Origin of the sequence: Lysinibacillus sp. FSL L8-0312 (genome assembly GCF_038003285.1) — a bacterium.
Taxonomy (GTDB): Bacteria; Bacillota; Bacilli; order Bacillales_A; family Planococcaceae; genus Lysinibacillus; species Lysinibacillus fusiformis_D.
Map to the genome: position 1 here is coordinate 369,126 of NZ_JBBOOV010000001.1, position 13,928 is coordinate 383,053.

13 protein-coding genes are annotated in these 13,928 nt (G+C 40.8%); 7 read left to right on the top strand and 6 right to left on the bottom strand.

Annotation, left to right across the window (positions count from 1 at the left end; translation table 11 throughout):
- Positions 1-61 precede the first annotated feature (61 nt).
- From MHI22_RS01820 to MHI22_RS01840, 5 genes are all read right to left on the bottom strand, one after another.
- Entirely contained in the window at positions 62-667 is a 606-nt protein-coding gene (locus MHI22_RS01820) for a response regulator transcription factor (RefSeq protein ID WP_058845269.1), read from the bottom strand.
- The gene (locus MHI22_RS01825; protein ID WP_249645805.1) at positions 664-1,656 is read right to left on the bottom strand and encodes a sensor histidine kinase; all 993 of its coding nucleotides are present in this window, start codon (positions 1,654-1,656) and stop codon (positions 664-666) included. Before MHI22_RS01825 ends, MHI22_RS01820 begins: the two co-directional genes overlap by 4 nt.
- A gap of 91 nt (positions 1,657-1,747) precedes the next feature.
- Positions 1,748-2,917, bottom strand: coding sequence for a DUF418 domain-containing protein (locus MHI22_RS01830; RefSeq protein ID WP_340810884.1), 1,170 nt, complete (start codon positions 2,915-2,917; stop codon positions 1,748-1,750).
- Positions 2,918-3,069: 152 nt separating this feature from the next.
- Complete coding sequence (locus MHI22_RS01835) at positions 3,070-3,777, bottom strand: class I SAM-dependent methyltransferase (protein ID WP_340810886.1); 708 nt, start codon at positions 3,775-3,777, stop codon at positions 3,070-3,072.
- A 446-nt stretch (positions 3,778-4,223) separates the two neighbouring features.
- Complete coding sequence (locus MHI22_RS01840) at positions 4,224-5,273, bottom strand: NAD(P)/FAD-dependent oxidoreductase (RefSeq protein WP_340810888.1); 1,050 nt, start codon at positions 5,271-5,273, stop codon at positions 4,224-4,226.
- A gap of 97 nt (positions 5,274-5,370) precedes the next feature.
- Between MHI22_RS01840 and MHI22_RS01845 the strand changes: the two genes are divergently transcribed.
- From MHI22_RS01845 to MHI22_RS01875, 7 genes are all read left to right on the top strand, one after another.
- Entirely contained in the window at positions 5,371-5,565 is a 195-nt protein-coding gene (locus MHI22_RS01845) for a hypothetical protein (RefSeq protein WP_139149509.1), read from the top strand.
- A gap of 157 nt (positions 5,566-5,722) precedes the next feature.
- A complete protein-coding gene (locus tag MHI22_RS01850; protein WP_340810890.1) occupies positions 5,723-6,664 on the top strand; it encodes an NERD domain-containing protein in 942 nt (313 codons plus the stop codon).
- A 693-nt stretch (positions 6,665-7,357) separates the two neighbouring features.
- Positions 7,358-7,774, top strand: coding sequence for a MarR family winged helix-turn-helix transcriptional regulator (locus MHI22_RS01855; protein ID WP_036117167.1), 417 nt, complete (start codon positions 7,358-7,360; stop codon positions 7,772-7,774).
- Positions 7,775-7,788: 14 nt separating this feature from the next.
- Positions 7,789-8,988, top strand: coding sequence for an MFS transporter (locus MHI22_RS01860; RefSeq protein ID WP_340810891.1), 1,200 nt, complete (start codon positions 7,789-7,791; stop codon positions 8,986-8,988).
- A gap of 163 nt (positions 8,989-9,151) precedes the next feature.
- On the top strand, positions 9,152-10,021 hold the full coding sequence (gene efeO, locus MHI22_RS01865; RefSeq protein WP_340810892.1) for an iron uptake system protein EfeO: 870 nt from the start codon (positions 9,152-9,154) through the stop codon (positions 10,019-10,021).
- Between the two features lie 5 nt (positions 10,022-10,026).
- On the top strand, positions 10,027-11,286 hold the full coding sequence (gene efeB, locus MHI22_RS01870) for an iron uptake transporter deferrochelatase/peroxidase subunit (protein WP_036117173.1): 1,260 nt from the start codon (positions 10,027-10,029) through the stop codon (positions 11,284-11,286).
- Positions 11,261-12,976, top strand: coding sequence for an FTR1 family iron permease (locus tag MHI22_RS01875; RefSeq protein WP_340810894.1), 1,716 nt, complete (start codon positions 11,261-11,263; stop codon positions 12,974-12,976). Before efeB ends, MHI22_RS01875 begins: the two co-directional genes overlap by 26 nt.
- A gap of 35 nt (positions 12,977-13,011) precedes the next feature.
- On the opposite strand, the gene MHI22_RS01880 is transcribed toward MHI22_RS01875, so the two are convergent.
- Positions 13,012-13,887: a pentapeptide repeat-containing protein gene (locus tag MHI22_RS01880; RefSeq protein ID WP_340810895.1), complete on the bottom strand. Its 876-nt coding sequence runs from the start codon at positions 13,885-13,887 to the stop codon at positions 13,012-13,014.
- Positions 13,888-13,928 lie beyond the last annotated feature (41 nt).

The following is a 13,928-nucleotide window of genomic DNA, read 5'->3' on the forward strand; positions in this document are numbered from 1 at the left end:
AAGCGAAGTATCTTATTTTAAAATGGTGAAAATCTCGTCACGGCTGTGGCGAGATTTTTTGTTATAGCCAGCCTTTGTCACTTGCTATCTGAGCAGCCTGCTGTCTTGATTCCACTTGCAGCTTTTGAATAGAGGTAGATAAATAATTGCGAATGGTACCCTTTGTTAAAAACAATTGCTTGCTGATTTCATTTGTGGTCAAACCCTCTTTGACAAGCTGTAGTACTGCAATTTCTCGTTCGTTTAAAGGGTTTTGCTCCTTCATAAACAAGGTAGCGGCTAGATCCTTACTAACCACCTTTTCTCCCTGCATGATTTTTCGAATGGTAGCGATTAAATAATCGATCGGTTCATCTTTCAATAGATAGCCGTGTACCTCGCAATCCATAGCCTTTTGTAAATAGCCAGGACGAGCAAAAGTTGTGACAATCATCACTTTACACGGTAGGTTAGCCTGTTTAATTTTTTCAGCTAGCTCTAGCCCAGACAGATGGGGCATTTCAATATCTACGAGGCAAACATCTGGTAGCTCCTGTTGGATGTAGTCCCATGCTTTTAGCCCATCTGCGACCTCGGCTATGACTTCAATATCTGGTTCAAACGATAAGAGTGATGTTAAGGCACCACGTAGCATTTGTTGGTCCTCCGCTAGTAATACACGTATCATGATGTGGGCTCCTTTCCTTCTTGAATTGGTAGCGTAAGAGTTACGCTCGTGCCTGTAGGTGTATGGCTGTTAATCGTGGCATAACCTTGCAGGATATGCATTCTTTCCTTCATCGAGTGGATGCCATTGCCAAATCCTTTTTGCTGTAAGCCTATGCCATCATCTTTCATGATTAGCGTGTATTGTCCCGTGTGATATTGAATGATGATGTGGCATTTTTTTGCCTGACTGTGCTTGAGTATATTGGTCGTAGCCTCTCTTACACATAATGCGAGCATCGTTTCCTCCACACTAGAAAGAACAATTTGAGGGCATTGATTGTGAAGGCTTGTTGTGATATTTGCACTTTGTAAAAGCTGTTTGCAATGCACCAGCTCCGTCTGTAACGAAATGAAATTCATATCAGATACTAGCTCACGCACTTGTTTTAAGGCTGTACGTGTAGTGGCTAATATATCATCCAATTCTTGCTTCACCTTTGAAGGATCTCGGTCAATTAGTTTTGTCGTTAGTTCCGTTCTAATTTTAATCATTGTGAGTGTATGACCAATTGTATCGTGAAGGTCTCTAGCAATACGCTGTCGCTCCTCCTGCTGAACAAGCTGCATATTGACGTCTGCCAATTCAGCTTGCAGATTTTTCGACTTTTCCACAAAGTAAATAAGAATTGGCAATACTAGCTGAAACATCATGATAGGTACTAACACCTGTGATTCCTTCTGTAAAAAGGAGTCTGTCGCCAGATACATGACCGTCAAAAACATGATCGCGATGGCTAATATTCCACAGCCGATATGCCATTTTGATTTCGCCCGTCCAAGTAAATCGGCAAAGGTAAAGCCAAAAATAAGCATAAAGGGCTCTATATAAATACTTAGTATAGTGATAACGATGAAGCCTACTAATGATGCGACAAGGAGTCTCCCATTTTTATGCCATAAAGCATTATAGAAAGCTCCTAAGTATAAAAGGAGCAATGTTATTTTCATAGCTAAAGGAAGTGATCCAGACCATAGTACTATTGCGATGAGAAAAATCACAGAAGCTACATCGATGATTAAATAATGCTTTATTTGTTCTCTAGGATATATTTTTATTGCCTACACCTTCCTTTGTTGCAAATTGTTGCGTCATTGCTCGAATGGATTTTTGACGAATCCATTCCATAGGACCCAATTGAAAATGCTGTAACCAAATAGACGCTATGACCAGTTGTAGGAATGACAAAGTTAGCCAAATGCAAATGACGATCACGCTATTGACATGCCCTCCTAAGCCAAGGCCCCAACCATAAAAAATAAATGATGCAAGTATGTTTTGAAGGACATAACAGCTTAAAGACATTTTACCGACTTGTGCAAAACGTTGCCAAAGCCAATTGAACCTCTTATATTCTACCAGTTTCCCTAAAATTCCAATATAGCCAATCGAAAGAATAGGGGCACATAAATAGCGAACAGGAAAATCAAAAAGTCCACCTGGTATAAAGATAAGTAGATTGAGGGGAATGCCAATGTATATACCAATCGTAAACAGCTTTTGGCGTATTTGCCGTCCTCTGTCTGTTTGTGAAAATACATCGTTGCGCATAAGCTTCACACCAAGTAAAAATAAAAAGATATTCATAGGGATAATGAAAATAGCCTCTGATCGATAGAATAAAAAATTTGTCAGACGATGCTGTACTTGTGCTAGCCATGAGCCGTTTTCATACAATGTGGCAACGCTCTCCATTCCATTTAAGGAAACACCAACACCTTGTAATGTACTGATAAAAATAAGGAGGATTAGTAGGACATGAAGGCTGCCAAAAAGATAGAAAGCCCATGTCATGGCTTTGTTACCTAATCGGATGAGAAAGGCAACGATGAAGGCTGTAGCAGCATAGCTCATTAAAATATCATATTCCATGACAAGGGTATAATGAAGCAGTCCCTCTAGCCCTAAAAAGACGATTGTCCAAAGATAGACCCCAGGCCAAGCATTGCCTCTGCGTAAGGCTTGCTGATATTTTAATTGTAAACCTACCCCAAACATAATCGTTAACAAGCCTAGTAGCTTACCGTTGACGAAAAATAAAACTACCATTCGTAAAAAATCCTGGAAGGACCACCAACCAGAGTAGTTGCTTGTTGTGATATACGATAAATCACCTAAATAAGCAAAAATCCAAATATTGGTGCCGAGCGTTCCTAAAACGGCGAAGCCTCTTAACATATCGATAAAGGGAAGTCTTTGTTGCATTTGCATATGTTCAATCACTCTTTCTGTATTTTCTTACCTCCAGGATAAGAAAATACGAAGAAAAAACCTATTCACACCAGTCAAAGGAATTTTATGACAGGTGTCATAAAGTGATTGGGATCACATAAAAAACCAGCACGCTTTGGGTGCTGGTTCGTTTATTTCGTACAAGTATAGATGCGATATTCTAAAAATGGCTGGTATTTTTCGTTCATGGCAAGATGCTGATCCATGACCTCATAAAACTTGGATTCAATCGCTGCGGAAACATCAAATTCAGGCTTGGAGGAGATGGATTGATTTTTTTGTATGCGAATATCGTGAAAACCAGCCTGTTGCAGTAGCTTTACCCAATCCTTTTTCATCAGGAGGGACTTGAATCCGTAAAATTGTTGGATGTCGTCTGCTAGCTCAGGGGGGAGAGTTGTAGGTTTGGTGAATTCAATAGCAATGAAGCGTCCACTTTTCTTTAATAAACGATAAATTTCTTGCAAAGCCTGTTGCTGATTTACAAAGGCTAGTACTGATTCAGCTAGAATCAAGTCAAATGATTCATTTGGTAACGAAGTTTTTTCAATTGAGCCTTGCAATAGACGGACGGGTAAACGTGCTTTTTGCATTCGTTTCTGCGCCTTTTTGATCATGACGGGGTGAATATCGATGCCTGTGACACTAGCTTGATAGGCAGTCGCCAAATAAGCAGCCGTTTGTCCTGTACCACACCCTACATCTAAAATATCGGCGCCTGGCGTAATGTTCTCTGTTGAAAAGAGAGCCTTTGATAGATTAATTCCTCCTGGATGCGCTCCTCCAATGCCGAATTGAGCTAAAAAGGTAAGATAATGTGAGCCTTGAATGCGTATCACCTTCTTTTTTCTTATAGTATGACAGGGAAACTAGTCTTGTTCCCTCAAACATCTTGAGTGGGCAAGAGAATATTTTTACAGCCTTCTTCAAAAGTCTATTTCACTACTAAAATTCCCACATATACTAGTTAGAAGCTTTCAGACAGGAGGTGTATAAATGCCATATTTTCAGCCGAATGCTAGAAGGGGTCCCTATCCGCCAAGCAATAGACAATATTTTGGCCCACCTTTTCGAGGTAGAATGGTGCAACCTTACTATTCTCCCTATCAACAACAAGGATCCAGATTAGGCAGTTTGCCAGATCATTTAAATACGATTATGGGGCATGCTGGGACGATTACAAATGGAGTCAATATGTTGAGGCAGATGGGATCGTTACTAAGTTTATTTAGATAAAGCTAGAAACCCTCTTAAGAAAATATCTTAAGAGGGTTCATGTTCGTGCTTAATCGGCTTGGACAAATTGTTTTTCAATAATCGAGCGATTCTTTTCTTTAAATAGCTCATTATGAGACGATACCATGCCATGACGATAGGCTGTTGGCTCCAAATACGTTTTAATGGAGTTGACCGCATTGGCTGCATCTTGGAATGTTCCTAGTAGCAAGTGGATTTTTCCTTCAAATGATAAAATATCACCAGCCGCAAAAATACCTGGCTGTGCCGTTTCACCTGTTGCTTTCCCTTCAAAATAATAATCATCCTTTTTGGGAATAGCAATGGCTTCATCAAATGCGAGAGATGCCTCACGGTTATAGCCATGACTAACGATCACCTCATCGATTTGACGGGTATAACTTTGCTGCGTTTTCGTATTTTCACATGTTACTAATTGAATAGCCGTTTTATCAGCATTCGCTGACAGCTTTGTAATCGTCGTATTGCACTCTATATTTACTCCCGCATCAAGTGCTTCCTGTACCGTTGCTTCATGCGCTGATAAATGCTCTTTACGGTAAACTAGGGTCACGCTTTTAGCAATTGGGCTTAACTCAACAGCCCAATCGATGGCTGCATTACCACCACCAGAAATCATAATATCTTTGTCGACAAAACGTTTATAGGATTGAACGGTATAATGTAAATTTGACATTTCATATTTTTCAGCGCCCTCAAGCGTCAGTTTTTGAGGGTTAATAATACCACCACCTACAGCTAGCAGCACCGTTTTAGAATAATGCTTTTCACCAGCTGCTGTATGGATAATAAAAACATCATTCTGGCGTTCAATCAAATCTACTTTTGTATCTGTCAAAATGGTAGGATCGAATGTTTTGGCTTGCTCGATTAATTGTTTGACAAATTGCTCGCCTAAAACAGGAGGATGTCCGCCAATATCCCAAATCAGCTTTTCAGGATAAAGTAATACTTTTCCACCAAGCTGTGATTGACTCTCAATCAATTTTGTTTCTAATCCACGCAGACCGCTGTAGAAGGCACTATATAAGCCAGCAGGGCCGCCACCAATAATTGTCACATCATATACATGTTGCATTTTTATTGCCACATCCTTAAAAAATAGTAAAAAGTAATTGACAAATTCTTATCAGAAACTAGACTAAATCTAGTGATAATGATTATCATTTTAAGCTGTGAATAGCATAGCATGGAAAGATGTAAAAAGAAAGAGAGGCTCCGATTTACAGGATGCGCTAGTGACTGCTGCTGTCTCTATAACAGATGGTGTAGCCTTGTTGGTTCGCGCTACTAATATTGCCACTTTTCAGTGGAGCGAGCTTGCTGAAATGGTTATGTCGGCACACTTCTTGTATTTATTGAATGACTAGAAAAGTATTAGCAAATGTTAGTTGCTGCTCGAAAGAACAGACTTTTGATCTAATAAAAACTGTGAAAAATTAATTTTACAACATCGACCTTTCAAGTTTTTGGGAACCTCATTTGTTGTGGTTCTTTTTTTATATAATCAGGGCAGGAGGTGAATACATGATTCTATTAGCACGGCAACCATCAGATTCGCAGAAAATACTGGAGGCGATGCTACAAAGATTGCCTCAGACACACAAGGAATACGCGTATGTACGAGAGCGTTTAGGACGTGTCAAAGCAGGGCTCGCTGGTGAACAGCGTGTCGATGCAGAATGGCTTGAGCTGGACTTACCAACCCCCCATTATTTTCTCCATGATTTTCAAACAATGAATGACTTCGGTTCAACACATCAAATGGACACCATCTTTCTCTGTCCCCATTTTTTACTGATCCTAGAAATCAAAAATATAACAGGCATTCTCTCATATGATGCTTCATACGCTCAACTAACACGCACGACTATAGAGGGTACGGTCGAAGGGATGGCTGATCCATTTCTTCAACTGGAGCGGCATGTGGCCTGGATGAAAAAATTATTACAGCGTGAACGTTTTCATTTACCAATTGTGCATGCAGTTGTACTGGCAACGAGAAATGGAATTTTAACAAAGGGGTTTGAGGGGCAGCCTATATTTCATGTGACGGGGCTGCGTTCTTGTATCCAAAGATGGACAGAGATGTATCAACCCGTAAAGGCAGAAACCCTCTTACCCTTTGCGACACGTTTATTGTCGATGCACACAAGGTTAAAAAAAGAGATGACTGTGCCTTTTAAGGAAATGATGAAAGGCGTAGTATGTCCTCATTGTGGGAATGGACAGCGATTACAGTATCACTATAGAAAATGGACTTGCCCTCGCTGTGGATTGGTGGATCACAATGCATTAAATCGAACATTGGAGGACTACCGATTACTAGTCGGACCACAGCTGACCAATCGAAGCTTTCGTGAATTCTTCGCCATTGAATCCCCAAACCTAGCGTACAAGTTGTTGCAGCAACTACCTTTGAAAGCGGAGGGTGAAAAAAAGTATAGGAAGTACTGGATTATAGATTAAGGATTTAAAAGCCCAGCAACCATTCAAGCGGTCTGACTGTGTTGCTTGGTGGATAGAACGCGCAGAGTGGTGGATAGAGCGGAGAAAGTAGAGGATACGCATGAAATTGGTGGATAGGAAAAGAAAAGTGTTGGATAGAACAGAGAAAGTAGTGGATAGAACGCGCAGAGTGGTGGATAGAGCGGAGAAAGTAGAGGATACGCATGAGGATGGTGGATAGGAAAAGAAAAGTGTTGGATAGAACAGAGAAAGTAGTGGATAGAACGCGCAGAGTGATGGATAGAGTGGAGAAAGTAGAGGATACGCATGAAATTGGTGGATAGGAAAAGAAAAGTGTTGGATAGAACAGAGAAAGTAGCGGATAGAACGCGCGAAGTGATGGATAGAGCGGAGAAAGAGGAGGATACGCGTGAAATTGGTGGATAGGAAAAGAAAAGTGTTGGATAAATTAGAGAAAGTAGCGGATAGAACGCACGAAGTGATGGATAGAGTGGAGAAAGAGGAGGATATGCGTGAAGTTTTTGCATAGAACAAAGAAGCGTATACGCTTGCTTCAATTGGACAGGATAGAACTCACAAAAAGAGCGCTATAACCTGTCTTGCTGAGCAAGGGTTCGCTTATTTCCTACTAGACAAATGGATTTTTTAAGTATATAGTTAGCTAGGCTAACTAATTTAAAAGGAAGTGATAGTGTGACAATTGAACAGGAATTTTTTAATCAGTACCGCTTAATGTATAGGCCATTTATTAATCAGCTGAATGTGCAGCTTGAACCTTATCAGTTATATAGCTCGCAGTGGGCAGTGCTTCGTTTCTTGAAGGATAAGGGTCCACATTCTTTTGTAGATATCGCTAACTTCATGTCTATAGAGAAGCCAAGTGTCACGAAGCTTGTACATAAATTGGTGGAGCTAGGCTATGTGGAAACGATGACGGGCAAGGATAAGCGTGAAAAACTGGTACATCTATCAAAGCATGGGGAAGAGCTTGTGCTGGAAATAAAGTCGCATCTAAATCCGTTTTTTGTGCAGGCATTGGCAGGTGTGCCGAAGCAAGATATTGACATTGCGACACAGGTTTTAGCAAGAATTTGTATGAATATCAATTAGTAGGAGAGAGTAACGTGGAAGCAACTAGAAAGAAACTATGGACAAAGGATTTTTTAATTGTCTCACTTATTAATTTTACCATTACGTTAATCTTTTATTTATTAATGGTGACCATCGCGGCTTATGCTGTGGAGCATTTTAATGCTTCTACAAGTACAGCGGGGCTGGTATCGAGTATTTTTATTATTGGAACATTGTTAGGGCGGCTTGGTACAGGGCGTATTATTGGTGATTGGGGTAGCAAAAAAACATTGTTTTGTGGCTTGCTGTTATTTATGTTATCCACGATGTCTTATTTTGTAGCAGGCAATTTACCGCTGCTTATGGTTAATCGTTTAATACAAGGGATTGCTCTTGGGATAGCTAGTACAGCAACGGGAACCATTATTGCACAAATTCTACCGCCGGAACGACGTGGCGAAGGGATTGGTTATTATAGCTTAAGTGCGATTTTAGCGACAGCTATTGGTCCATTCATTGGCATTTTATTAACACAATTATTTGAGGATTATCGCATGATCTTTGCAGTCGATTCGGTTTTAGCTATTATTTGCTTTTTTATGTACTTCATAGTGACCGTACCAGATGCACCGAAAAAAGCGACGGATACAGCTGTGAAGGCAGGCTTTAAGGTGACAAACTTTATTGAAATGCGTGCGGTGCCGATTGCCTTTGTGGCACTTGTTATTGGCTTTGCCTACTCAGGTGTTATGTCCTTTATGACGTTTTATGCAAAAGAGCTACATTTAGTATCAGCAGGAAGCTATTTCTTTATTATTTATGCCATTGTCATTTTGGCTACCCGCCCATTTACAGGGAAATTATTAGATACGCAAGGGGCTAATATTATTATTTATCCTTGCTTAGTGCTTTTTGCGATTGGCATGTATGCCTTTAGTTCAGCGACAACAACGATCGCCTTTTTAATCGCTGCTGCCTGTATTGGGGTTGGCTATGGAAACTTCAACTCCGTTGCGCAGGCGATTGCTATTAAAGTGACACCGAATGAGCGTTTAGGACTTGCGACATCTACGTATTTTATATTTTATGATTTAGGTTTAGGTGTTGGGCCTTATTTCTTAGGGTTATTTGTTCCTTCTATGGGCTACAGTGCGATCTTCTTTGCTATGGTCTTTGTCATTTTTGTATCGATTGTGCTTTATTATTTCTTACATGGAAAACATGAAAATTTGAAACAAGCAAAAATCTTGTAGATTAGAATCATTATATTGTATAAAAAACGTTATTTTTCTAGTTGTGTATACAGATCAACTGAAAAATGACGTTTTTTTCTATTTCAAAAAATAGTTGTTGCAATAGATGATGATAATCATTATCATCACAAATATAAAACTAATTCGGAAGTAGGTACTAAGTATGAAAAACAGATCATTTTTGTCGGTATTAGTAGCAGGGGGCATTTTAATGGCTGGCTGTGGCAATACAGAAGAAGCTAAAAAAGAGGACAAGCCGGCAACAGAACAGGCAGAGCAAGCGACACAAGAGGTGGATTTATCTGCTGAACTATCAGCCTATCAGCAATTTGCTTTAGAGCAAATGGATCAATTTTTACTGGACACAGAAAAATTCGTGAATTTATTCAAGGCGGGCGATATTGAAGGCGCTAAAGCAGCGTATGCGCCAGCACGTATGTATTTTGAGCGCTCAGAGCCAATCGCAGAAAGCTTTGGTGATCTTGACCCTCGCATTGATGGACGTTTAGCGGATATTCAAGAAGAAGGAAAAGGCGAGGAAGAATGGACAGGCTATCATAAGCTTGAGTATGCATTATGGGAAGAAAATACAACTAAAGGTTATGAGGCTGTAGCAGATCAACTGCTTGCGGATGCGAAGGAATTACATGCACTAGTGCAAACGGTGGAAGTGACACCTGATTTAATGATTACTGGTGCAGTAGATTTATTAAATGAAGTTTCAACATCTAAAATTACTGGTGAGGAAGAAATTTACTCACATACAGACCTGTATGATTTTAAAGCGAATATTGAAGGCGCAGAAAAAATCTTTGAAATTTTACGCTCAAAATTAGAAGCGAAAGATTCAACATTAGTGTCAACACTTGATGAAAAATTTAAAGCGGTAGACGATTTATTAGCGCAGCATGCAACGGCTGATGGTGGTTATGTATCCTATGAGGAATTAACGGAAGACAATACGAAAGCACTTGCGGCAGCGGTGAATCAGCTTGGTGAACCATTAAGTCAAATGGGGATCATTTTGGAGTGAAAAAAATGACAACGTCCAATGAAGAAAAATTGATTAATAAAAAAATTTCTAGACGTGATATGTTGAAGCTGACAAGCATCGGTGTGGCAGGTGTTGCCATCGGTGCCTCCGGTTTGGGTGGTGTCATGAAAGCGATGGGCTATGATGTTTTTGAGACAGCAGCAGATAGCACGACGGCTAGCAATAAGATCAATTTCTATGGCGAGCACCAGTCGGGTATCGTGACACCTGTTCAAACGAATATTTATTTTGCTTCTTTAGATGTGTTAGTGACATCGAAGAAGGAACTACAAGAGTTGTTCCAGCAATGGACACCTCTTGTTGTGCGTTTAATGAATGGTGAATTAATGGTCGATGTTTCGACGAATACGAGAGTACCAACAGGTGATACAGGAGAGGCAGAGGGCTTAGATGCAGCCAATTTATCGATTACTATCGGTGTAGGTCCTTCACTATTCGATAAACTGGGAATGCAGCATGTAAAACCAGCGGAGCTAAAGGATTTACCACATTTCCCTAAAGATCAGCTACAGAAGGAATATACAGGTGGTGATCTGTGTATTCAAGCCTGTGCAGATGATCCACAGGTGGCATTCCATGCAGTGCGCAATTTAGTACGAGCTGCTTCTGGTAAAGTAGAGATTAAATGGTCACAGGCTGGCTTTAACTCGTTTCCAGCTGGTGGAGGGACACCTCGAAATCTCTTTGCCTTCAAGGATGGTACGGTGAATCCAGCCATTACGGATGAAAAAGACTTAAATAAGATTGTGTGGGTGGATAAAGGCTGGCTAAAGGGCGGCTCTTATTTAATCGCACGAAAAGTTCAAATGCATCTTGAAACATGGGATCGCACATCATTGAAAGATCAAGAGGCTACATTTGGTCGTTATCGTGACAGTGGTGCACCATTTGGCAAAACAAAGGAATTTGATGATTTTGATGTAGAGGCAAAGGATGACAAGGGCAATTATATTATGCCTGATACGTCACATGTTCATTTAGCACGTAAATCGGGTGCACGTGTTTTACGACGTTCTTACTCGTATGCATCGGGTGTCATGTCGAATACAGGAACCCATGATGCAGGGCTAATCTTTATTTCTTTTCAAAAAGACCCAGCCCAATTTACAACAATCCAAAATAGCTTAGGGCGTATGGATAAAATGAATGAATACATTACCCATCGAGGCAGTGCCGTGTTTGCTTGCTTCCCTGGTGTACAAAAGGGGAGTTATTTAGGTGAAGCACTTTTTAACGCGCTGTAGTATTATCATTGCCTTAATCCTAACTTTAGCTCTACCTGTGCAGGCAGCGCAATCTTATAGCCATTTATATATTGCGATTAGTGATGCACTGATGAATACGAAGCAGGATAAAGAGACGGAGGCCAAGCAGGCGCTCGAACAATTTGCTGCGGACTGGGCTAAAGTTTCTTCAGAGCAGAAAGATGCCAAAGCAAAGGTCGATGAAATGCTTGAGCAGGCTACTGAAGCAACATCCAAAGACGAGCGTTTAGAGGCGTTGTCGGCACTGTCGAATGCATTACGTGCCCTAGAAAAACTTGAAAATCCAGTGGACGAAGCGGCACAGCGAGCAGAGTTTGGGCAAAAGTTTAAGCCGATCATGGCAGACTTCGAAAAAGCTTTAGCCAGTGGGGACATTCAGGCTATTGATGAAGCCTACAAAGATTTTAATAGCAAATGGAATAAAAATGAGCGCCCTGTGCGTGAGCAAAGCATTGCGATGTATGGGCAAATCGAAACACAAATGGCGTTTCTACGTATCGCCATTTCGGCAGAGGAGCCAGATATAGCCCTTATGCAATCTCAATTTGAGGATTTGCAGCAAACGATTGAGGATTTTGTGGCTGGCAACGAAACAGCTGAAGTGGTTGAAGGGGACTATTCGTTAGCGACATTGATTGCTTATATCGATGAGGCAAAGGACTTTGTTGATGCTGGTGATTATCAGGCGGCTTCTGATAAAATACGTGAGTTTATTACCATTTGGCCAAGTGTAGAGATTGAAATTTCCACACGTAATGGCAGTCTTTATACGAAAATCGAAAGTGATATGCCGATTATCGCAAGTGATTTATTAAAATCCAACGTCGATCAGCAAGCGATCACAAAAAAATTAGATACTTTCCGTACTGAAATCGAACTGATTCAAGGGGATTCAGATTATACAATTTGGGATGCTGCATTAATTTTGCTGCGTGAGGGACTAGAGGCGCTACTGATTATTTTAGCCTTAGTATCATTCCTCAATAAATCAGGACAGAATAAGATGCGCAAATGGATTTATGTTGGAGCGTTTGTCGGCGTTCTATTATCAGCCATTGCTGCCATCCTCATGTCCACGATTTTGAATTCAGCAACAATTGATACGAATCGAGAATTAATGGAAGGTTATGTTGGGCTAGTTGCAGCAGCGATGATGATCGGTGTTGGTATTTGGCTGCATAGTAAATCAAGTGTAGTCAGTTGGAATCGCTATATTTCGAAACAAATGGGCAATGCCATTTCTAGTGGTTCTATTTTTGCGATGGCTGCCATTAGTTTCTTATCGGTCTTCCGTGAAGGGGCCGAAACACTAGTCTTTTACGCGGGTATTGCACCGAAAATGGAGACTTCGCAATTTATTCTTGGGATTGTTATAGCACTGCTTATACTTACTGTACTGGCTATTGTATTATTTAAAGCAAGTGGCAAAATCTCCATCCATAAATTTTTTGCTGTCGCAACGGTGCTTATTTATGTATTAGCCTTTAAAATTATTGGTACCAGTCTGCATACATTGCAGCTCACGGATAATCTGTCCACGACGATTGTTGATGGCTTACCTGTCATTAGCCTGATTGGCTTCTATCCAACAGCGGAAACCATCATTGGGCAGGCAATCTTACTTGTGTTAGTGGCAGCTACTATAATCTATAAAAAGAAACGAGCCTAACGATAAAGGGTAGATGAGCGTACGTAAACCGCCATCTACCTTTTTGATTGCCAATGGGCAGGTCGTTTCAGATAGGAAGGCAATTTAGTAGAGCGGTCACCTTGTGCGGCGTTCATTTGCATTTGTGTTAAAAACAGACTTGTCGAAAGGTCAGCTCCACGTAAATCAGCCCCGATGAAGTCTACTGCTTGTAAATTAGCATCTTGAAGATTGGCTGCGATTAAATAGCTACCCCTTAGATCAGTCGCTCGTAAATCCTTGCCTTTTAAATTTTTGCCCATCCAATCCGCTCCACGCTGATTCAAATGTCGCGTGATTTTGCCTTTCAGCCTCTGTTGACGAATTTGTTCGCTTGTTTGTAGTAATAGCGCATTGACAGGCATACGAATAGCCATCATATCGAGTGCTAATAAGGCATCGGCATCAAGTGATTTTGCTTGTTGTAGCTGCTCCAATTGCGTTAGAAGCTGCTCATCAAGCGTGCTGTTCACCTGATAGGATAAGGCCTCAGCTACATAAGCAAGCATTTCGTAAAGCTGTTCCATGATTGGGAAAACCCGAAACAACTTGTCAGCATGCTCACGGGATTGTCGCCAATCTTGTCCATGAAACGTGACCTGTGACACTTGCTGCCCAGCACCCAAGCAATCAAAAACCGTACAGCCTTTAAAGCCTGTGTCTTGTAGCTTGCTATGGATATGACAGCTATAGTCATCCTGTAAATTAGGGCATGGGGAGCCAGCTGGTTTATTGATGGCAAAGTCACTGGAAGCAACGATATTTAAAGCGGTACAGCATAAGCCGAAACAGCTTTGGCAATCCGCCTGTAAGCTTTCACGGATTTTTTGCCAACAGAGGTAGCTCTTTTTGTCTGATGTGACATCCTCATTGTCCTCTCTTACCTCATTCATATAGTTAATAGTTTATTATTAACGACAGGCTAGCAGTTAAA